The organism is Mesorhizobium sp. NPDC059025 (genome assembly GCF_042739655.1).
In the GTDB taxonomy this organism is placed as follows: Bacteria; Pseudomonadota; Alphaproteobacteria; order Rhizobiales; family Rhizobiaceae; genus Mesorhizobium.
Genome location: NZ_JBHYIM010000004.1, coordinates 262,365 through 282,367 on the forward strand (window position 1 = coordinate 262,365; position 20,003 = coordinate 282,367).

22 protein-coding genes are annotated in these 20,003 nt (G+C 62.6%); 16 read left to right on the forward strand and 6 right to left on the reverse strand.

Annotated elements, in window-relative coordinates; genetic code table 11:
* Position 1: 1 nt before the first annotated feature.
* From ACFWYE_RS12540 to ACFWYE_RS12595, 12 genes are all read left to right on the forward strand, one after another.
* Positions 2-1,288, forward strand: a complete 1,287-nt coding sequence (locus tag ACFWYE_RS12540) for a glutamate-5-semialdehyde dehydrogenase (protein ID WP_379111700.1) — start codon at positions 2-4, stop codon at positions 1,286-1,288.
* Positions 1,289-1,415: 127 nt separating this feature from the next.
* Entirely contained in the window at positions 1,416-2,003 is a 588-nt protein-coding gene (locus ACFWYE_RS12545) for a nicotinate-nucleotide adenylyltransferase (protein ID WP_129416156.1), read from the forward strand.
* A gap of 184 nt (positions 2,004-2,187) precedes the next feature.
* Positions 2,188-2,565 (forward strand): ribosome silencing factor, encoded by a 378-nt coding sequence (gene rsfS, locus ACFWYE_RS12550; protein WP_129412637.1) that lies wholly within the window; start codon positions 2,188-2,190, stop codon positions 2,563-2,565.
* 127 nt (positions 2,566-2,692) lie between these two features.
* On the forward strand, positions 2,693-3,175 hold the full coding sequence (gene rlmH / locus ACFWYE_RS12555) for a 23S rRNA (pseudouridine(1915)-N(3))-methyltransferase RlmH (RefSeq protein ID WP_144222844.1): 483 nt from the start codon (positions 2,693-2,695) through the stop codon (positions 3,173-3,175).
* A gap of 119 nt (positions 3,176-3,294) precedes the next feature.
* The gene (locus tag ACFWYE_RS12560) at positions 3,295-4,608 is read left to right on the forward strand and encodes a murein hydrolase activator EnvC family protein (protein ID WP_379111702.1); all 1,314 of its coding nucleotides are present in this window, start codon (positions 3,295-3,297) and stop codon (positions 4,606-4,608) included.
* A 1-nt stretch (position 4,609) separates the two neighbouring features.
* On the forward strand, positions 4,610-5,941 hold the full coding sequence (locus ACFWYE_RS12565; protein ID WP_379065638.1) for a S41 family peptidase: 1,332 nt from the start codon (positions 4,610-4,612) through the stop codon (positions 5,939-5,941).
* A gap of 242 nt (positions 5,942-6,183) precedes the next feature.
* Positions 6,184-7,356 carry a divergent polysaccharide deacetylase family protein gene (locus ACFWYE_RS12570; protein ID WP_379111703.1) on the forward strand — a complete coding sequence of 391 codons (1,173 nt, stop codon included), beginning with the start codon at positions 6,184-6,186 and terminating at the stop codon, positions 7,354-7,356.
* Positions 7,357-7,358: 2 nt separating this feature from the next.
* Positions 7,359-7,880, forward strand: a complete 522-nt coding sequence (locus tag ACFWYE_RS12575) for an RNA pyrophosphohydrolase (protein ID WP_379111705.1) — start codon at positions 7,359-7,361, stop codon at positions 7,878-7,880.
* Positions 7,881-7,962: 82 nt separating this feature from the next.
* Positions 7,963-9,090 (forward strand): alanine racemase, encoded by a 1,128-nt coding sequence (gene alr / locus ACFWYE_RS12580; protein ID WP_379111707.1) that lies wholly within the window; start codon positions 7,963-7,965, stop codon positions 9,088-9,090.
* Between the two features lie 281 nt (positions 9,091-9,371).
* Positions 9,372-9,800 carry a nucleoside diphosphate kinase regulator gene (gene rnk, locus ACFWYE_RS12585; protein ID WP_379065648.1) on the forward strand — a complete coding sequence of 143 codons (429 nt, stop codon included), beginning with the start codon at positions 9,372-9,374 and terminating at the stop codon, positions 9,798-9,800.
* Positions 9,797-10,327, forward strand: coding sequence for a nucleoside-diphosphate kinase (locus ACFWYE_RS12590; RefSeq protein ID WP_379065650.1), 531 nt, complete (start codon positions 9,797-9,799; stop codon positions 10,325-10,327). The genes rnk and ACFWYE_RS12590 overlap by 4 nt, the downstream gene beginning before the upstream one ends.
* 195 nt (positions 10,328-10,522) lie before the next feature.
* Positions 10,523-11,776 carry a D-amino acid dehydrogenase gene (locus ACFWYE_RS12595; RefSeq protein ID WP_379111709.1) on the forward strand — a complete coding sequence of 418 codons (1,254 nt, stop codon included), beginning with the start codon at positions 10,523-10,525 and terminating at the stop codon, positions 11,774-11,776.
* A 65-nt stretch (positions 11,777-11,841) separates the two neighbouring features.
* Here ACFWYE_RS12595 and ACFWYE_RS12600 read toward each other — a convergent pair whose 3' ends face one another.
* From ACFWYE_RS12600 to ACFWYE_RS12610, 3 genes are read right to left on the reverse strand one after another with little or no spacing between them, the layout of a single operon-like run.
* The gene (locus ACFWYE_RS12600) at positions 11,842-12,234 is read right to left on the reverse strand and encodes a VOC family protein (protein ID WP_379111711.1); all 393 of its coding nucleotides are present in this window, start codon (positions 12,232-12,234) and stop codon (positions 11,842-11,844) included.
* A 6-nt stretch (positions 12,235-12,240) separates the two neighbouring features.
* Positions 12,241-12,873 (reverse strand): transcriptional regulator, encoded by a 633-nt coding sequence (locus ACFWYE_RS12605; RefSeq protein WP_379111712.1) that lies wholly within the window; start codon positions 12,871-12,873, stop codon positions 12,241-12,243.
* A 15-nt stretch (positions 12,874-12,888) separates the two neighbouring features.
* Positions 12,889-13,770 carry a LysR family transcriptional regulator gene (locus ACFWYE_RS12610; RefSeq protein WP_379065658.1) on the reverse strand — a complete coding sequence of 294 codons (882 nt, stop codon included), beginning with the start codon at positions 13,768-13,770 and terminating at the stop codon, positions 12,889-12,891.
* Positions 13,771-13,950: 180 nt separating this feature from the next.
* Here ACFWYE_RS12610 and ACFWYE_RS12615 point away from each other — a divergent pair, with 180 nt between their 5' ends.
* Positions 13,951-15,447, forward strand: a complete 1,497-nt coding sequence (locus ACFWYE_RS12615) for a CoA-acylating methylmalonate-semialdehyde dehydrogenase (RefSeq protein WP_379111714.1) — start codon at positions 13,951-13,953, stop codon at positions 15,445-15,447.
* A gap of 160 nt (positions 15,448-15,607) precedes the next feature.
* Here ACFWYE_RS12615 and ACFWYE_RS12620 read toward each other — a convergent pair whose 3' ends face one another.
* Positions 15,608-15,835: a helix-turn-helix domain-containing protein gene (locus ACFWYE_RS12620; RefSeq protein WP_379065663.1), complete on the reverse strand. Its 228-nt coding sequence runs from the start codon at positions 15,833-15,835 to the stop codon at positions 15,608-15,610.
* Positions 15,835-16,380 carry a hypothetical protein gene (locus tag ACFWYE_RS12625; RefSeq protein WP_379111716.1) on the reverse strand — a complete coding sequence of 182 codons (546 nt, stop codon included), beginning with the start codon at positions 16,378-16,380 and terminating at the stop codon, positions 15,835-15,837. The genes ACFWYE_RS12620 and ACFWYE_RS12625 overlap by 1 nt, the downstream gene beginning before the upstream one ends.
* A gap of 77 nt (positions 16,381-16,457) precedes the next feature.
* On the opposite strand from ACFWYE_RS12625, the gene ACFWYE_RS12630 reads away from it, so the two are divergent.
* Entirely contained in the window at positions 16,458-17,048 is a 591-nt protein-coding gene (locus tag ACFWYE_RS12630) for a hypothetical protein (protein ID WP_379111718.1), read from the forward strand.
* A 184-nt stretch (positions 17,049-17,232) separates the two neighbouring features.
* Complete coding sequence (locus tag ACFWYE_RS12635; RefSeq protein ID WP_379111720.1) at positions 17,233-17,550, forward strand: hypothetical protein; 318 nt, start codon at positions 17,233-17,235, stop codon at positions 17,548-17,550.
* 7 nt (positions 17,551-17,557) lie between these two features.
* Here the strand turns inward: ACFWYE_RS12635 and ACFWYE_RS12640 are convergent, their stop codons facing one another.
* Positions 17,558-18,229, reverse strand: coding sequence for a GntR family transcriptional regulator (locus ACFWYE_RS12640; protein ID WP_379111722.1), 672 nt, complete (start codon positions 18,227-18,229; stop codon positions 17,558-17,560).
* Between the two features lie 869 nt (positions 18,230-19,098).
* Here ACFWYE_RS12640 and ACFWYE_RS12645 point away from each other — a divergent pair.
* Positions 19,099-20,001, forward strand: a complete 903-nt coding sequence (locus ACFWYE_RS12645) for a branched-chain amino acid ABC transporter permease LivH (RefSeq protein ID WP_326894828.1) — start codon at positions 19,099-19,101, stop codon at positions 19,999-20,001.
* Positions 20,002-20,003: the final 2 nt, after the last annotated feature.

A 20,003-nucleotide genomic window follows, 5' to 3' on the forward strand; every position in this document is an offset into this window, starting at 1 on the left:
CATGCTGAAGCTGCATGACGGGCCGGTCGCCGACACGGCCCAGCTGATGGCGGCAATCGGCCGCAAGGCACGGGCTGCGATGCGACCACTGGCGATCGCCTCCACCATTGCCAAGAATGCCGCTCTCTCCGCCATGGCGGATGCCATCCTGCGCAACGAAAAGACGATCCTGGAAGCCAATGCCATCGATGTGGCGAATGGCGAGGAAGCCGGGCTGTCGCCATCCTTCATGGACCGGCTGAAGCTCGATGCGGCGCGCATCCGCGCGATGAGCGACGGCATTCGCGAGATCGCGGCGCTGAAGGATCCGGTCGGCGACGTCATCACCGAATGGGACCGGCCCAACGGCCTGCATATCGAGCGTGTGCGCACGCCGCTTGGCGTCATCGGCGTCATCTATGAGAGCCGCCCGAACGTGACGGCGGACGCGGGGGCATTGTGTCTGAAGGCCGGCAATGCCGTCGTCCTGCGCGGCGGGTCCGACTCGATCAATTCGTCAGCCGCCATCCATGCCTGCCTGGTCGAAGGGCTGAAGGCCGCCGGATTGCCGCAGGAGGCGATCCAGCTGGTGCCGACCACCGATCGCGCCGCGGTCGGCGAAATGCTGAAGGGCTTGTCCGGCAACCTGGACGTGATCATTCCGCGTGGCGGGCGCAGCCTTGTCGAGCGCGTGCAGAGCGAGGCGCGTGTTCCGGTGTTCGCGCATCTGGAAGGCATCTGCCATCTCTATATCGACAAGTCGGCCGATCTCGACATGGCGGTGAAGATCGCGGTCAACGCCAAGATGCGGCGCACCGGCATCTGCGGAGCGGCGGAAACGCTGCTGGTCGATCGCGCCGTCGCTTCCACGCATCTCGTTCCGGTGCTGGAAGCCCTGCGCGCCGCCGGCTGCGAAATCCACGCCGATGCCGATGTGCTGAGGGCTTTCTCCGATGCAAAGCCGGCGACGGATGCCGACTGGGTGACGGAATATCTCGACGCCATCATCGCGGTGAAACTCGTCGACGGCGTCGGCAGCGCCATCGACCATATCGAAACGTTCTCCTCGCATCACACCGAGGCGATCGTCGCCGAGGACGCCGCGACCGTGGAACGGTTCTTCAACGAGATCGATTCCGCCATCCTGCTGCACAACGCCTCGACGCAATTCGCCGACGGCGGCGAATTCGGCATGGGCGCCGAGATCGGCATCGCCACCGGCAAGATGCATGCGCGCGGGCCGGTCGGCGTGGAGCAGCTCACCTCGTTCAAATATCGCGTGCGCGGCAACGGTCAGGTGCGGGCCTAGGGCCGCGCCTGCGTCCTGGAAAGCGGTTGGGGACCAGAATTTGAAATCGGACGGACCTCCGACCGGCATCGGCCAAGGGACTGAACCCCTGCGCAAGAACGACGGCGTTCCCGTGCAATATCTGCGCATGCCCTATGTCGAAAAGGGCATGCAGGTCGGGCTGTTCGGCGGCTCGTTCAACCCACCGCATGCCGGCCATTCGCTCGTAGCCGAGATCGCGCTGAGGAAGCTCGCCCTCGACCAGCTCTGGTGGATCGTCACGCCGGGAAATCCGTTGAAGAGCACGCGCGAACTCGCGCCGCTCGCCGAGCGCATCCGCCTTTCGGAAAAGATTACCAGGAACCCGCGCATCAAGGTGACGGCGTTCGAGGCCAGCCATCACATCCGCTACACCGCCGACACGCTGGCGCTGGTGCGGGCAAAGAATCCGGGGGTCGATTTCGTCTGGATCATGGGGGCGGATTCGCTGCGTGACTTCCACCATTGGCAACGCTGGCGCCAGATCGCCATGACCTTCCCGATCGCCGTCATCGACCGGCCCGGAGCAACCCTGTCCTTCCTGTCGTCGGTGGTCGCCAAGACGTTCGACTACGCCCGGGTCGACGAGGGCGATGCGCCCATCCTGGCGCACATGCGGGCGCCGGCCTGGACCTTCATCCACGGCCCACGCTCGCTGCTGTCGTCCACCGCGATCCGGAAAGCGGCAAAGAAATAGCAGTTTTGCAAGATAGATCAGCGCTTTGATGATTGGTTTGTGACGAGTGTGCTCCAGCTTGTCTTGAAACTGCAATGCGACTCTGCCTATCTATTTAGCGTCACCTGATTTGGTTGGTGACTTCGTTGTTCTTGTCGCGAAAGGAAAGACACTGAGAACAGCACTGCGGAAGAAGGCCGACATCGTGCCTTCGGCGGCCGGGATAGGCGGCATCGACGCCTCGGCCCGCGCCATCAAGACAGTCCTTGCCAGTCTGGAAGACTCCAAGGCCGAAAACATCGTCTCCATCGACATCCAGGGAAAATCGAGCCTCGGCGACTACATGGTCATCGCGTCGGGCCGGTCGAACCGTCATGTCACGGCGGTAGCCGATCACCTCCTCAAAGCGCTCAAGGACGCCGGTTATGGCGACGCGCGCGTCGAGGGGCTGGCGAGCGCCGACTGGGTGCTGATCGATTCAGGCGATATCATCGTCCATGTCTTCCGACCCGAGGTGCGTGACTTCTACAATCTTGAAAAGATGTGGCAGGCACCCGATCTCGAGGAAGAGACCCTCCACTGAGCCGCAAGGTTCCTTGGAGCAATTCCAGGAAAAGTGCTCAGCGGTTTTCCGTTCGGAATTGCATGGAAACTAAGGGTCGGAGCGTTTCCGCGTTTCCGTTAAAAACGGAAACGCTCTAGAGGCAGGGATGAAGATCATCATACATGCCGTGGGCCGGATGAAAGCCGGCCCCGAAAGAGATTTGGCAGCTCGTTACTTCGACCGCTTCGCCAAGAGCGGTCCCGCGCTCGGGCTTGAATTTTCCGGTGTCACCGAAATCCCGGAGAGTCGCGGCCAGACCGCCAGCGAACGCCGGCGCGAGGAAGGCCAGAAGCTGCAGACCCAATTGCAGCCCGGCGGCGCGCTGATCCTGCTCGACGAGCGGGGGCGGTCTTTTTCCTCCGAAGAGTTCGCCGGTCGCATCGGGCTGTTCCGCGACGGCGGCCGCAAGGCGGTGGTCATTGCCATTGGTGGCGCCGACGGTCACGATCAGTCGCTGCGCGATCAGGCCGATCTGGTGGTGTCGCTGGGTGCCATGACCTGGCCGCATCAGCTGGTGCGTGTCATGCTGGGCGAACAGCTTTACCGGGCTGGAACGATCCTTGCCGGGCATCCATACCACCGTTCATGATAGCAGCGTAGTGGACCGATTTTTGCCCCATTGCGGTCCGAGAAGGCGCGCGGGTCGGGGCGAGCGGACATTTATGGTTGATGGTTCGTTAACGAAGCCGGAAATACAGTCAGGCTTCCATGTTTGAGCGTGCGAAATCGAAACCCCGCTTCATGCGCGGCTGCCTGGTTGCTGCCGCGCTTGTCGTGTCGTTTTCGGCGCGGGCGGAAAACACACTGGAAACCACGACCGGTGCGGAAGAAAGCCGCGTCGAATATGAGCGGATTTCCAAGGAGATCACGCTTTCCGCCGAACGCCTGAGCAAACTGGCCGCCGATATCGCGACGGTGAAGAAGGATTCGGCCTCGATCACGGCGGCACTGATTCAATCGGCCAAAACCGAGCAGAAGCTTGGCCAGGATATCGAAGACATCAGCGGCAAACTCGGCGGCCTGAAGGACCAGGAAAAGAAGCTGCGCGAATCGCTCGCCGCTCGCCGCGACGTGCTGGCGGAGGTGCTCGGCGCGCTGCAGCGCATGGGACTCAACCCGCCTCCGGCCATCCTGGTGAAGCCGGAAGATGCGCTGTCTTCGGTACGCAGCGCCATTCTTCTGGGTGCGGTGGTGCCGGAACTGCGGCACCGGGCCGACATCGTCATGACCGAGTTGAAGGAACTGTCGCGGGTGACGGTCTCGATCGAGGCGGAGCGCACGCGGCTGGCCGTGGCGGTCACCGATCAACTGGCCGAGAAGCAGCGGCTCAATCTGCTGCTTCAGGCCAAGGGACGGTTGCAGACCGAGACCGAAACAGCCTTGGCGGACGAACAAAAGAAGGCGCATGAGCTGGCGGCAAAGGCCTCAAGCCTCAAAGACCTGATCGCCTCTCTGGATGCCGAAGCGGAAAAAACCCGCAAGGCGGACGAAAAAGCCAGGCAGAATGCGGCCTCCCAGGCTGACGCGGATGCCAGGGAAGCGGCCGCTGCGGTCCCGGAAGCCAACCGCCTCGCTTCGTCCGTGCCATTCTCGGCGATGCAGGGGCAGGTGTCGTTGCCGGTGACCGGCAAGGTGCGCCGCCGTTTCGGAGGCGAGGACGGCACCGGCGGCACCATGCAGGGCGACATGGTTGCGACACAATCGGGCGCCATCGTCACGGCACCGGCGGATGGGAGTGTCCTCTATGCAGGACCATTTCGTTCCTATGGACAACTCTTGATCCTGAATGCTGGCGACGGTTATCATGTCGTTCTGGCGGGAATGAGCAAATTGAACGTAGCGGCAGGCCAGGCCGTGCTCGCGGGCGAGCCGATCGGAACCATGGGCGAGGCCCGCGTAGCGAGCACATCGGCAACGCAGAATGGAAATACCACGCTGGAGCTCTACATCGAGTTCCGCAAGGATGGAAAACCCGTCGATCCTAACCCATGGTGGGCGGAGCGATTCTCTGGAAGGACGTAAGATGATGCGGAAACTGTCGCTCTTGGTTGCCGGCGCGCTGATGGGCGCGTCTGCCATGAGCCTGGTTTATGGGGTTCCAAGCTCGGCGGCGAACGCGGCAGGCTCCGACACCTATAAGCAACTCGCCATTTTCGGCGATATCTTCGAGCGCGTGCGCGCGCAATACGTGACGCCGCCGGATGACAAGTCGCTGGTCGAAAATGCCATCAACGGCATGCTGTCGTCGCTCGACCCACATTCGTCCTACATGAACTCCGAGCAGGCGCAGGACATGCGCGTGCAGACCAAGGGCGAGTTCGGCGGCCTCGGCATCGAGGTCACGATGGAGAACGACCTGGTCAAGGTCATCACCCCGATCGACGATACGCCGGCAGCCAAGGCGGGTGTCATGGCCGGCGACTACATCGCCAAGATCGATGGCGACGAAGTGCGCGGCCTGACACTCAACGACGCCGTCGACAAGATGCGCGGCGCGGTCAACACGCCGATCAAGCTGACCATCCTGCGCCAGGGTGCCGACAAGCCGATCGAACTGACGGTCGTGCGCGACATCATCAAGGTCAAGGCAGTGAAGTTCCGCGTCGAGAACGACATCGGCTATATGAAGATCACGTCTTTCACCGAGAAGACCTATGACGATATGCAGAACGCAATCGCTGAGATCAAGAAACAGGTACCGAAGGACAAGCTGAAGGGTTATGTGCTCGACCTGCGGCTCAATCCGGGTGGCCTGCTCGACCAGGCTGTGTCGGTTTCGGACGCGTTCCTGAAGCGCGGCGAGATCGTTTCGACGCGTGGCCGCGATCCCAAGGATGTGACCCGTTTCGACGCCAAGTCGAAGACGACCGACGAGATCGACGGCAAGCCGCTGGTGGTGCTCGTCAACGGCGGCTCGGCCAGTGCTTCGGAAATCGTCGCCGGTGCGCTGCAGGATCTCAAGCGCGCGACGGTCGTCGGCACGCAGTCCTTCGGCAAGGGTTCGGTGCAGACCATCATCCCGCTCGGCGAAAACGGCGCGCTCCGGCTGACCACGGCGCTGTATTACACGCCGTCCGGCAAATCGATCCAGGGCAAGGGCATCACGCCTGACATCAAGGTCGATCAGCCGGTGCCGGCGGAACTGCAGGGTCGCGACCTGACCCGCGGCGAGTCCGACCTCAAGGGGCACATCAAGGGCGTCGAGGAAAGCTCGCAGGGCTCCGGTTCCGCCGCCTATGTGCCGCCGGATCCGAAGAACGACCTGCAGCTGATCTTCGCCGAGCAGCTGCTGCGCGGCGAAAAGACTGATGCGGCCTTCCCGCCGAACCCCGACAAGGCGGTGATGAACCAGTAAGGCTGGCGCGTCAGCGGCGGTTCTTTCAAAGGACACTGGCCGCTTGAACCAAGCAATGCGATGCTGCCGGGACCGCAAGGTTCCGGCAGTTTGATTCGGGGGCTTGCGCCGAGCGATTCCAGGAAAACCGCGCTGCGGTTTTCCATCCGGAATTGCGTAAGGACAAGGAACAATGCGGGTCGCCGTTCTGTGGAAGCGGTGCATCGCATCGACGCACCGCGCAGGCGGCAGGGGTTGGCGGCTTGGCTGATTTCACCAAGGAGATCGAACGCCCGCTCGGACAATCTGTCCGGGCGTCCACGCCGCGTTCCGCGCGACGGTTGGGCCGCAGTCAGGTGGCTGCCGTCCTGGGGGTTCTGGTGGCGGTCGGTGCGTCAGCCTTGATTGCCTTTGGTGAAAAACCGTTCCGCAAACCGGTGGTCGTCGCCACGCCGGTGCCGCAGGAAACGAAGCCGGTCGAAACAGTGGCCCAGACGCCAGCGGCACCACCGAAGGTCACGGCGCAGCCAAAGAAGAGCGACGGGCCGCAGATCATCCGCGTTCAGCCAACCGATACGGGTGGGCAGGCCGGTATCGTCATCCAGGACGCTTCCGCCGTCGGCCAGAACCTGTCCGTTGCACACCTGCCCGACAAGGCGCTGATCGAAGACGGCGAAGGCGGTCCCCTGCCGATCCGCTCGGCGGACGGACGACGGCCGTTCGATGTCTACGCCCGCCCCTGGTCCGGCGCTCGCGGCGCCCGTGTCGCCATCGTCATCGGCGGGCTCGCCGTGTCGCAGACCGGCACCCAGTCGGCGATCGCCAAGCTGCCGGGTGAAGTGACGCTCGCCTTTGCCTCGCAAGGCAACAGCATCGGCCGCTGGATGCAGGAGGCCCGCCGGCGTGGCCATGAGATCGTCATGCAATTGCCATTGGAACCGTTCGATTATCCCAATGTGAATCCCGGCCGCAGCACACTCACCGTCGATGCCACTGAAGAAGAAAACCTGAAGAACCTGCGCTGGGTGTTGTCGCGCACCACGAACTATACGGCGGTGATGAACTATATGGGGGCGCGTTTCTCCACCGATCCCCAGGCGTTCGGGCCAGTGATGGCGGAACTCGCCAGGCGCGGCATCGGGTATCTGGACGATGGCTCGTCGGCGCGCAGCATCGCGCCGGATCTCGCCAGGAAGGATGGCGTACCGCTGGCGATCGCCGACACCGCGATCGATGGCGTGCAGGAGCGTGGCGCCATCCTGAAGAAGCTCGATGAGCTGGAGGCGACGGCGCGCGCCAAGGGATATGCCGTCGGCACCGGGTCGGCTTTCAACGTCACCGTCGATGCCGTCGTGTCCTGGGTGAACGAAGCCAAGAAACGTGGCGTCGAGATCGTGCCGATCTCGGCGGTGGCGATCGATCCGGAGCGGAAGTGAGCATGGCAAAGAACAAACTCGTGGATCCCGAAACATTGCCTTATCGCCCCTGCGTCGGCGTCCTGGTGCTGAACAGCGAGGGCCTGGTATGGGTGGGGCATCGCATCGCCGAACCGGACAGCGAGTTTTCCGGTACGACGCAGCTCTGGCAGATGCCGCAGGGCGGCATCGACAAGGGCGAAGAGCCGCTCGTCGCGGCCAGGCGGGAGATCTACGAGGAGACCGGGATGAAAAGTCTCGATCTTCTGGCCGAGGCTCCCGACTGGATCAACTATGACCTGCCGCGCGATCTGGTCGGCATCGCCTTCAAGGGACGCTATCGCGGCCAGACACAGAAATGGTTCGCATTCCGCTTCCGCGGCGACGAAAGCGAAATCAAGATCAATCCGCCTCCTGGCGGCCATGACGCGGAGTTCGACGACTGGGGATGGAAGCCGATGAGCGACCTGCCCGATCTCATCGTGCCTTTCAAACGCAGGGTCTACGAACAGGTCGTTGCGGCCTTCCGGCATCTGGTGGCATAACCGTTGCGGGAGCCAATCGTATTGCCGCACGGGGTCGAAGATGGTCGATGCCGCCAGGATTTCCGGAGCTAGACGACCCGAATTGACTGACAACCCGATCAATTTGCCCGCGCAGCCCGATGAGGCTGCAGCCGGCGCTATCCTCACCATCGATCTTGGTGCGATTCGCGAAAACTACCGTCGCCTGAAGGCGCATCTCGACGGCGTTGCCTGCGCCGGCGTCGTCAAGGCCGACGGTTACGGGCTTGGTGCCGTGCAGGTGGCGAATGCCCTGCGCAAGGAAGGCTGCGACACCTTCTTCGTCGCCCATCTGTGGGAAGGCATCGTGCTGCGCGATGCCCTGGGCACTGGGCCAGCGATTTTCGTGCTGCACGGGTTTCTGCCGGGATCGGAGGCACAGGGTGAGGCAGCCGGACTTATCCCGGTCGTCAACAGCACCGGACAGCTTGCCGCCTGGCGCAATCTCGCTCGCCAGCTTGGCAAGAAGCTGCCGGCGGCGATCCAGGTCGACAGCGGCATGTCGCGTATCGGCCTTGCCCCGGTCGAGGTCGAAGCGCTGGCAGCCGATCCGTCGGCCTTCGACGGCATCGAACTCAGGCTGGTGATGAGCCATCTGGCCTGCGCCGATGAACCGGAGCACGGCGCCAACGAGGCGGAACGGCTGGAGTTCGAACGGCTGCGCCGCATGCTTCCGCCGGCGCCGCTTTCCTTCGCCAATTCCTCCGGCATCTTCCTCGGCAAGCCCTACCATCACGACCTTGCCCGCCCGGGAGCGGCTCTTTACGGCATCAACCCGACGCCGGGTCGCAAGAACCCGATGCAGCCGGTGATCAAGCTGGAAGCCAAGGTGCTCCAGACCCGGCAGATCAGCGCCGGGGCAGGGGTCGGCTACGGCCACACCTTTCACGCCACGGAGCCACTCCGGACAGCGACGATCACTCTGGGTTATGCTGACGGCTGGCATCGCCGGACCTCGGCGGCCGCCTTTTTCGAAGGCGTCGAGCTGCCGTTCATCGGCCGCGTATCGATGGATTCAATCATCCTCGATGTTTCCGCGCTGCCTGAAGGACGTCTGAAGGAAGGTGATCTGGTCGAGCTCATCGGCCCGTCTCACCCGCTCGACACGGTGGCGGATGTCGCCGGTACGATCGGCTATGAGGTGCTGACCAGCCTTGGCCATCGCTTCCACCGGCGCTACGTCGGCGGCTGAACGATCCCGTCATGCTTGACAAGCCGTGCCGGGTCGGCAAGGCTCGTGACATGAGCACCCTTGCCCATATCCAGACCTGCTTCAGGATCTGCCCCATCGCGGGAGCGTAGCCCCGGCGCGGACGCCTTCGTGCGTCCGTCCGTACCGGGGCTTTTTTCAAAAACAGAACTGAATTTCGAGCCGAAGGCGGTGCGAACGCGCGTCGGTTCGATTGAAGGGCCGCCGCGCGTGTGGCCGGCCACGCATCGTTCCGATGCATCATCAACCCGAAGGATTCCACCATGCAAAGATCAATCAAGGTTCGTCCGCCCGACACCATTCTGGTGACCGCCAATGACCATGGCCGCCTGACCGGCCTGGCGCGGGCATCGCTCGACCGGCTGCCCGATACCGCCGAAGAACTGCTTTCCGAGATGGATCGCGCCACCGTGGCCGCTCCCGGAACTCTGCCGGACACCGTCGTGCGGATGGGATCCACGATCCTTGCCCGCAATGGCGGTGGCGCCGAGCAGCGGATGACGCTGGTGTATCCAGCCGAAGCCGACATTGCCACCCAACGCATTTCCATACTTACGCCGCTGGGAACCGCCCTGATCGGCGCCGCGGTTGGTGACTGCGTTCGCTGGATCACGCGCGACGGTCGCGAAATGACGCTCGACATTGTTGCCGTCGAGCCGCCGCATGCGGATCGCGTCGAGGCTCGGGCATGAACAGGACCTGCCGCCTCACTACCAAGGATTTCGCCATCCTGGAAACGATGCTGGAACGTCGGCGCGCGCTGGATGATCCGCTTGCACAGCTGCTCGAAAAGAAGCTTGCCAATGCCAGCGTGGTTTTGCTCGATTCCATCGACGCCGATGTCGTGACCATGAACAGCCGCGTCACATTTCGTATCGGTGCCAATCCGGCGGAGACACGCACCGTGATCCAGAACGAGGTGCGCGGCGTCGTTGGCGCCAGCCTGCCGGTGACGACGCCATGGGGACTTTCGCTGCTTGGCATGGCGGAGGGCGAAGCCGGTTTCGTCGAACGGCCGGCAGGCGAAATCGAGCCGATCCGGGTGGTCAAGGTGTTGTTCCAGCCGGAAGCGGCGCGGCGCGCGAGCATCGCCCGACAGGCCCGGCCGCCACTCCGACTGGTCTACAGTGCCAATAGCATTGTGCCACCACTTGGCGCGGTGGAGAAAATCCGGCAGACAGGGGCCGATGACGACCCGGCTGGGCCAACGGCGGCTTGACCGGGTTGGAGCGCCTCTCATCCATTCGGATGCCAGGGCGTTTCGAGTTTGAGGTTGCGCATCGCGCCTGCCGAAGATCATTCTGATTTCGGGCGCCGATGCGCTGGAGCCGAATGCCACCAGGGCATTCTGCTCCATCTGGTTGTTTTGTCGTGACCCCGCAACTTTCGGGATCATGTTCTAGGAGCGGGGCGTATGAGAATTCTGGTGCTTGGAAGCGGCGTCATCGGGGTGACCGCCGCCTACTATCTGGCGGAAGCCGGCCATGAGGTGACGGTGGTGGACCGCCAGGGCGGTCCGGCGCTGGAAACCAGTTTCGGCAACGCCGGCGAGGTTTCGCCGGGCTATTCTTCGCCTTGGGCAGGCCCCGGCGTTCCGGTCAAGGCGATCAAGTGGTTGCTGATGCATTTCGGGCCGCTGGTGATCCGCCCCAAGGTCGACCCGGCCATGGTGTCCTGGGTGCTGAAGATGCTGCGCAACTGCACCGAGGCACGTTATGCCGTGAACAAGGCGCGTATGGTGCCGATCGCCGAATACAGCCGCGATTGCCTGAAGGCGCTGCGTGGCGAAATCGGCATCGAGTATGACGAACGCGCCAAAGGTACCTTGCAGCTCTTCCGCAACCAGAAGCAGCTTGACGGCACTGCCGGCGACATCGAGGTGCTGAAGCAGTTCGGCGTGCCCTACGAGGTGCTCGATCCGGCCGGCTGCATCGGCGCTGAGCCGGCTTTGGCCAATGTGAAAGGCAAGTTCGTTGGCGGCCTGCGCCTGCCGGGCGATGAAACCGGCGACTGCAAGATCTTCACCGAACGGCTCGCCGAACACGCGGCCAGGCGTGGCGTGAGCTTCCGCTTCAACACCGCGATCAAGGGTATTGCCACCGAGGGCGGGCGCATCGCCGGTGTCGACACCAGTGAAGGGCTGCTGACGGCGGATGCCTATGTCTGTGCGCTTGGCAGTTACTCTCCGATCATGCTGAAACCGCTCGGACTTTCGATTCCGGTCTATCCGATCAAGGGTTACTCGATCACGGTGCCGATCTCCGATGCGGCCGGCGCGCCGGAATCGACCGTCATGGACGAGACCTACAAGGTGGCGATCACGCGGCTGGGCGATCGTATCCGTGTCGGCGGTACGGCCGAGATTTCGGGCTACGATCTTGCTCTGCGCCCGGCGCGGCGCGCGACGCTCGAACATTCGGTCACCGATCTGTTCCCGGGCGGCGGCGATGTGTCGAAGGCCAGCTTCTGGTGCGGGCTCAGGCCGATGACACCGGACGGTCCGCCGATCATCGGCAAGACCCGCTACGACAACCTCTTCCTCTCCACCGGCCATGGCACGCTGGGCTGGACCATGGCCTGCGGATCGGGGCGGGTGCTGGCCGACATCGTATCGGGCAGGAAGCCGGACATCGACGTCAGCGAACTCGGCATGTCCCGCTACGCCTGATCCCGTTTTTTCAACACGCCGAAACCGAAGTTTCGGCGTGTTGAATGCTTGTGTTGCCTGCCGGGCTACGTCTTCAACGAACGCGGCTGGTCTTCCGACTGGTACATCGAGATCTGGTGGCCGTCGGGATCGGCCACTTCGGCCGACCATCCTCCCGGGGCATGGCTGACCGGCGTGACGATTGTAGCGCCTTTGGCCGCCAGACCGGCAACGACATCGTCAATGCCGCCTTCGGCGATCTCGAAGACGATGATGGGCGAATTGCCCGGCCGCGATTCCTGCTGGAAGAAGATCAGCTCGATGCCGTTGGCGGTTTTCGCCATCAGCCAGTCATGGCCATCGCCTGCATCGCCCATGTTCTCGATATCGAGGCCGAGAACGTCGCGATAGAAGGTTTCGGTGCGGCTGATGTCAGCGACGAAATAGCAGATGCTGCCAAGCTTTCTGTTGCGAAACACGGGTGTCTACTCCTGGTTCGAGGGTTTGCGTTGGCTCTGTTGCCGCGCCATGCCGATTTGTGAGGGGATGCTCACCAAAAAAAGATGACCGTCAGGATCATGGCTGGCGAGAAGCACGCCGTCGCGGCGGGCCGGCCCAAGCAGCGCGCGGCGGATGCGGCCGAAATGCAGCGTGCCGTCGAGACCGGGAATATCCTCCAAACGATCTCCGCCGGCGTCACGCCAACGCCGTCTGATTTCGGCGATGCGTTGCCGCAAGGCGGAGTCGGAGAGCTGCAGCAGCCAGCGGATTTCCTGGCGGTTATGGCCGGTCAATGCGAGCAGCGCGGTGGTTCGGAGCGCTGCGGGCAGCGTCGCCACAAAGGCGGTGGGCATGATCTCCTGGGTGACGGACACTGCCGGTTCAGCCTGCCAGCGGGTTTCGCGCTGGCGCCGTCGGACGGCGGTGCGGGCTTCGAATGCGGCCCGCTTGCGGATGGCGCCCTGCAGCCATCGGCGATTGTCGGGGCAGGAGAGATCGCAGCGGCCGGCCTCGATGGCCGAAAGCAGCACGGCCTGGAGAAGATCGTCCGCCTCGTCCGGCCGTCTCGACGCACGCTGAGCCTGGCGCAGGAGTTCGACATAGGGTCGCGACAGCAAGGTTTTCTCCCGGGCTTAAAGAAACAGGGCTCGATCCTTTTCGACAAGCCCGGCAATGAAGGATGCCACCACCTGGATGCGCCTGAGCTGGCGCACGCTCTCATGGTAGACCAGCCAGTAGGCGCGTCGGATGGGGGGAGCCGCTTCCACCGACACCAGTTCCGGCATCGACCGGGCGACAAAGGTGTGCAGGATGCCGACACCCGCGCCGGAGCGCACGGCTTCGGCCTGGCCCATGGCCGAGGATATGCCGAATGTGGAACGCCAGTCGTGGCTGAACTCGGCAGCGTAGTCGAGCGACTGGCTGACGATCAGGTCGGGCACGTAGCCGATCAGCGTATGATCCTTCAGCTCCTCCCGGTTCCGGGGCAAACCATGTCTGTCGGCATAGGCGCGCGAGGCATAGAGGCCAAGTGTGTAGTCGACAAGCTTGCCGGCAACGAGCCTGCCTTCCGTCGGTCGTTCGACGGTGATCGCGATATCCGCTTCCCGGCGGGACAGGGAAAATGAACGCGGCACCGGCACCAGTTGCACGGTGAGCTCGCGATGCAAGGCGGTCAGTGCGCCGAGCCGCGGTGCGAGATAGGCGACACCGAAGCCGTCGGGCGCGCCGATGCGCACCGTGCCGGAAATGTCGTCGCCTTCGCCGGCAACCGTCGAGCGGGCGGCAATCATCTCAGCTTCCATGCGCTCGGCGATATCGAGGAACCTTTCGCCGGCAGGCGTCAGTTCGGACCCTGTGGTGAGCCGCCGAAACAGTTTGGTGCGCAAGGCCTCTTCGAGCGTAGCGATGCGCCGGGAGACCGTGGCATGGTTCAGCTCCAGGCGCCTGGCCGCGCCCAGTATCTGGCCGGTGCGGGCGACGGCAAGGAAGATGCGCACGTCGTCCCAGTTCATGATATCTCCATGGCGGTTGCAGCATCCCGATGGCGAGGAAGTCGATCGTATCTTTGCGTCGTTTGATGCTTGTGTCCAGATCGATGTACGATTTTTGCACAACGGCTGCGATTTCCCTCGCGTTGCGTTCCAGCCTTTAAAGACCGACAATGGCTTCAATCAAAATCCAGGGAGAGAACCATGATCGACTACGGTCATTTCATCGGTGGCAAGCGTGTCGCCGGCACCAGCGGGCGCAAGCAGGATGTGATGCAGCCGATGGACGGCACGGTGCGCGGCACCGTGGCGCTGGCCTCGAAGTCGGAACTGCGCGCCGCTGTCGAGAACGCCAAGGCGGCGCAAGTGAAATGGGCAGCCGTCAATCCGCAGCGCCGCGTACGCGTTCTGATGAAGTTCCTGGAACTCGCCAACCGTGAATATGACTCGCTGGCCGACATTCTGGCGCGCGAGCACGGCAAGACCATCGCCGACGCCAAGGGCGACATCCAGCGCGGCCTGGAAGTGGTCGAGGTCTGCATCGGCGCGCCGCACATGATGAAGGGCGAATTCACCGATGGCGCCGGCCCTGGCATCGATGTCTATTCCATGCGCCAGCCGCTCGGCGTCGTTGCGGGCATCACGCCGTTCAACTTCCCGGCGATGATCCCGCTGTGGAAGATCGCCCCGGCGATCGCCTGCGGTAACGCCTTCATCCTGAAGCCGTCCGAGCGTGATCCGGGCGTGCCGCTGAGGATTGCCGAGCTCTTCATCGAGGCCGGCCTGCCGGAAGGTGTCCTCAACGTCGTCAACGGCGACAAGGAAGTGGTCGACGCCATTCTCGACGATCCGGATATCAAGGCCGTCGGCTTTGTCGGCTCGACGCCGATCGCGCAGTACATCTATTCGCGCGGTTGCGCGGCCGGCAAGCGCGTGCAGTGCTTCGGCGGCGCCAAGAACCATATGATCATCATGCCCGATGCCGACATGGACCAGACCGTCGACGCACTGATCGGCGCCGGTTACGGCTCGGCTGGCGAACGCTGCATGGCCATCTCCGTCGCGGTCCCGGTCGGCAACGACACCGCCAACCGGCTGATGGAAAAGCTGATCCCGCGCGTCGAGAGCCTGAAGGTTGGCCCATCGACCGATTCCGCCGCCGATTTCGGTCCGGTGGTGACCAAGCAGGCACTGGAGCGCATCAAAGGTTATGTCGATCTCGGTGTGAAGGAAGGCGCGAAGCTCGTCGTCGATGGCCGTGGTTTCAAGATGCAGGGCTACGAGGACGGCTACTACATGGGTGGCTGCCTGTTCGATGATGTGACGCCTGACATGACGATCTACAAGGAAGAGATCTTCGGCCCGGTGCTGTCGGTGGTGCGCGCGCCGCGCTACGAGGATGCGATCAAGCTCGCCAACGACCATGAGATGGGCAACGGCGTTGCCATCTTCACCCGCGACGGCGATGCGGCGCGTGACTTTGCCAGCCGCGTGCAGGTCGGCATGGTCGGCGTGAACGTGCCGATCCCGGTTCCGATTGCCTACTACACCTTCGGCGGATGGAAGGCGTCGTCGTTCGGCGATCTCAACCAGCACGGCCCGGATGCCTTCCGCTTCTACACCAAGACCAAGACGGTCACCTCGCGCTGGCCGTCGGGCATCAAGGATGGTGCCGAATTCGTCATCCCGACGATGAACTAGCCCGACGGTTTCCGGTTGCACGTCCTCGCCGCAGGGCGGCTGCGGAGCGTGCGGCAGGGCATAAAGGATGGTGCGGAATTCGTCATTCCGACGATGAACTAGCCCGACGATGAATTGATCGTCGTGGAGACAAAAAACGGGCGCTTCGGCGCCCGTTTTTTTATGCTTCGTCTTCTTCCTCGGCTCCCGGCTGGTATTCAAGCAGGTCGCCGGGCTGGCAGTCGAGCTCGGCGCATATTCGCGACAGGGTCGAGAAACGCACGCCCTTTACCTTGCCGGATTTGAGCAGCGAAAGGTTCTGCTCGGTGATGCCGACCTTGCCGGCAAGTTCCTTGGACCGCACCTTGCGGCGCGCCAGCATGACATCGAGGTTGACGATTATGGGCATCAGATGAACCGCTTGTTCTCGTCTTCGATCCGGGCGGCGACGGTCATCAGATGGCCGAACATCACCAGTACGCCGGAGACCAGCAAGGTAAGCAGTTCGGGTGAGCCGAAACCGATGCTGACGAAGCGATGGCCGGGTGGCATGTCGATCGACAGGATCAGCGAGACGACAGGTCGCGACACAAGCGCGATCAGCGCGTTGATGAAGAACGCGATGCCGGAACGGCGCAGCCAGCGCGCGGTCTCGATGCCGATCGTCTCATGCCGGGCGATTCCGCGAAACGCCAGGCGCAGGCTGAACAGGCCGGCCAAAAGCGGAACTGTCTGAACCAGGAAGACGGCCATCAGCAGAAAGGCAGTCATGGCCGAGCCCTGGCCTGGAGCGGCGAAACCATACTGCTCTGCAGCGAAGGGCGCGATCTTGTCCGGCTGGGCAAGTGCCCATGCCAGCCCAATTCCGGCCACCGCCAGGATCACCACGACAATCGCAGTGACCAGAAACTCCAGCCGCCGGCTCAGCCGGCGAGCCTGCTCGCGTTCTGTCATGACAAGGTCCTTAAATTGCCAATTGCATTTATTATCGTAAAACAATAATTATTGGCTGTCAAATATGGATAAGCCACATGTTCAAACGTATCTCGCGTGCCTGTCTGTTCGTTGTGACCCTGAGTGTTTCCGGCTGTGCCTCGGTCACTCCCTCCGCGCTTCTCAAACTTGCGACAATGGATCCATTGTCGGCGGATCCGAAGGTCCTCGCTATCGCGGCGGTGATGCCGGCGGCGCTCAAATTGCGGACTGGCGATGTCGTGCTGGATATTTCCCTGCAAGCGCCGGCACCCTTTGGACCCGTGCATGAAACGGTGCTGCTCGAAATCGTCGACGGCGATAAGGCGCCTGGCGTGGCGGCGAGCCCCAGTTTCGAACACATCCAGCAAGCCAGGGTCGCGGGGAAGGACGTCGAGCGGCTGGCGACCGGATTGGCGAAAGCCCGCGCGTATCGGGAGACCGGGCAGCACGGCGGAAAGGGCAGCATTTCCGTGACGATCAAAGGCGGTTGCCGTGCCGGCGCTGTCCACGACGGTCCGCTGACAGCAGCGATCTATATGCGCTTGAAGCCGGGCGAAAGGTTCTTCCCGGTGACGACGGCGATCGATTTGCGCGCACTGTTCGGCAAGGACGGCATCGCGCGCTTCCCGGTCTGTACGGGTGGGTGAACCGATCGCTTGTTTTCGTCGGAACAACCACCATATCGATTCATGAGACCCTGCAATAAGCGGGGAATGGAAGCCAGAAGGAGCGACGCGATGAGGTCGCCGCATCCAGCCTGGAGCGTATCGGTATACTGAGGCTGCCCATGTGCCTCCCTTTGCCGATATGCCAGGGCGAAGGAGGTGCCGGATGGCACGCTATCCTGTTTTTCGATGGTTGAGGTTGGCGGCGGCTGCCTTGCCGATGGCGTTTCTGCCGTTGCAGGCGGAGGCGCAAATTGGTTGCGGCACGCGTGACGTCATCGTTGCCAGACTTGGTCAGCTCTTCCACGAGCATCGGATCGGCTACGGCCTTGTTGGCCAGGTCGCCGTTGTCGAGATCTATGTTTCCATGGCCGGTACCTGGACGGTGCTGATGACCGATGTGAGCGGTCGGACCTGCATCGTCGGCGCGGGTGAGGGATGGGAAAACACACTGACGGCAGACGTCAGGGAGCGCGACAGCTGAGCAGGCGTCACCGCATCGCGGCGGCCTGGGCATGCAGGCGCAGCAGAGCCATCAGCCTGTCGGCTTCGGCTGCGGCCGCTTCCTGATCGCGTTCCAGGATGGCGCGGATCAGTGTGACGTGATTTCCAGCGACTTCGGCGAGGCCTGTGCCGCTTTGGAAACGGAACCAGAAACGGCGGCTGTGTGTCTGCAGGGGGGCGACGAGCCGGGCGGCGAATTGGTTGTCCGCAGCGAGCGCCATTGCCTCGCCGATCGATTTGTCGGCTTCGAGGTATCCGATGACATTGCCGGTGACGACTGCGTCGTGAATGGCGAGCGCGGTCGCTTGCAGGCGAGCGACGATTTCCTGGGTGGCGAAACGGGCGGCCGAGCGTGCGAGAATGATTTCGATGCCGCGACGCGCGTCGAGCACCTTCAGCCAGTCGGCGGCGTGGAGGAGGGCGATTTCGAGACCGGCGCGGGGACGAACCGCAACGAGCCCCTCCCAGGCGAGGCGCTGGATGGCCTCTCTGACCGGGGTCCGGCCGAGCGATGTTTTTTCGATCAGGGCCTTTTCAGTGGTCACTCTGCCGGGAGCGAGTTCGAGCGTGACGATCATTTTTTCGAGAACGCGATAGGCTTTGGCGCTCGCCGATTCAGCGGCTTCGCCGCGTTCCGCTACAGGCACGTTTGTGTTCAAGGCACGTCGTCCGGAGTAGATATACTTTTGATATATCAGCCGGCAAAGCCAGCTGAAGCAAGGAAGTCATAAGAGATATGTCAGTGATATATCAAGGCGAAATGCCCGCTCGATATACTGGGCTCCGGACTGTCCTCAGCAAAATTCAGGGCAAACACCGTGCTTGATCCCGTGTGACTGCAGAGTGCCCGAGTACGTCCTGGTGTTGGACCTGGTTCTGCCTGACAGGAAGATCGAACCACTGACGATTGCGGGCAAAAGGCGGCGCAATCGAAGGCAGGCGTCCGCCGTTGTCGCGAGGGAGGCTGCGGCGGCGCTGACAATTCGGCTCCATGGCGTGGCTTGCCCGAAGGCGGGCTGAGGTCGGACAATGGTAGCGTTGGCGAAGCACCCGCCGGAGCGTGCTCAGGTGTCAGGTGTCGAAAGGCAGTGGCGGCAGGTCTGCATCGATCGGGAGTTGAGCGCACATCAAGGGATCGAATATGACTTTCGTCGATGGTCGTGACGCGCTCCCGAGGGCTTTATCGCCAACTAAGGTTTCCCAAACGGGTTTGTCGACGAATAAGGAGGAAAAGTGACGGGTCCGAATGACGCAAGGATTCGTCTTCTCAACCGATTTTGAAGACTGAAACTTCGAAAATGGGTGCAAACTAATTCGGAATCGTCAAAGACATTGCTTTGTGCCAATGATACGGTCCGCCATAGTCCACAACCGGGCAACGATAATAAGGCAGTCGCGAGGCGTGTGGGAAACACGCGCCAGGCGGTAGAAAAATGCCGTTGCAATCTGGATTTGAGACCTTAGGACTAGGGGAAATTACGAGAGAGGCGCGCCAGGGCAGGCGACGTCTCAGGGGAGCCTCGGGAATATGCAGTATTTCGTTCAGCAGCTTGTGAACGGGCTGACGCTCGGGTCCATTTATGGACTCATCGCGATCGGCTACACGATGGTCTACGGCATCATCGGTATGATCAACTTCGCCCATGGCGATATCTTCATGGTCGGGGCGTTCACGGCGCTGATCGTGTTCCTGATCCTCGGTGCCATGTTTGCTTCAGTGCCGGTGGTCATTGCGCTGCTGATCATGATGATCGTCGCGATGCTGCTTACAGGTCTCTACAACTGGACGATCGAAAAAGTCGCCTATCGCCCCCTGCGCGGTTCCTTCCGTCTTGCCCCGTTGATCACCGCCATCGGCATGTCGATCGCCCTCTCCAATTTCGTGCAGGTCACGCAGGGTCCGCGCAACAAGCCGATCCCGCCGATGGTCAGCCAGGTCTACAACATCGGCGGCATATCCGTTTCGCTGAAGCAGATCATCATCGTCGTCGTCACGGCGTTGCTGCTGGCGCTGTTCTGGTACCTGGTCAACAAGACCGCACTCGGCCGCGCCCAGCGCGCCTGCGAGCAGGACCGCAAGATGGCCGCGCTGCTCGGCATCGATGTCGACCGCACCATCTCCATCACCTTCATCATGGGTGCGGCGCTTGCCGCCGTCGCCGGTACGCTGTTCCTGATGTATTACGGCGTCGTCTCCTTCTCCGATGGCTTCGTGCCAGGTGTGAAGGCCTTCACGGCAGCTGTCCTCGGCGGCATCGGCTCATTGCCTGGCGCTGTGCTCGGTGGCCTGCTGATCGGCTTCATCGAAAGCATGTGGTCGGCCTATTTCTCCATCGACTACAAGGACGTCGCCGCCTTCTCGATCCTGGCGATCGTGCTGATTTTCCTGCCTTCCGGCATCCTCGGCCGGCCAGAAGTCGAAAAGGTCTGACC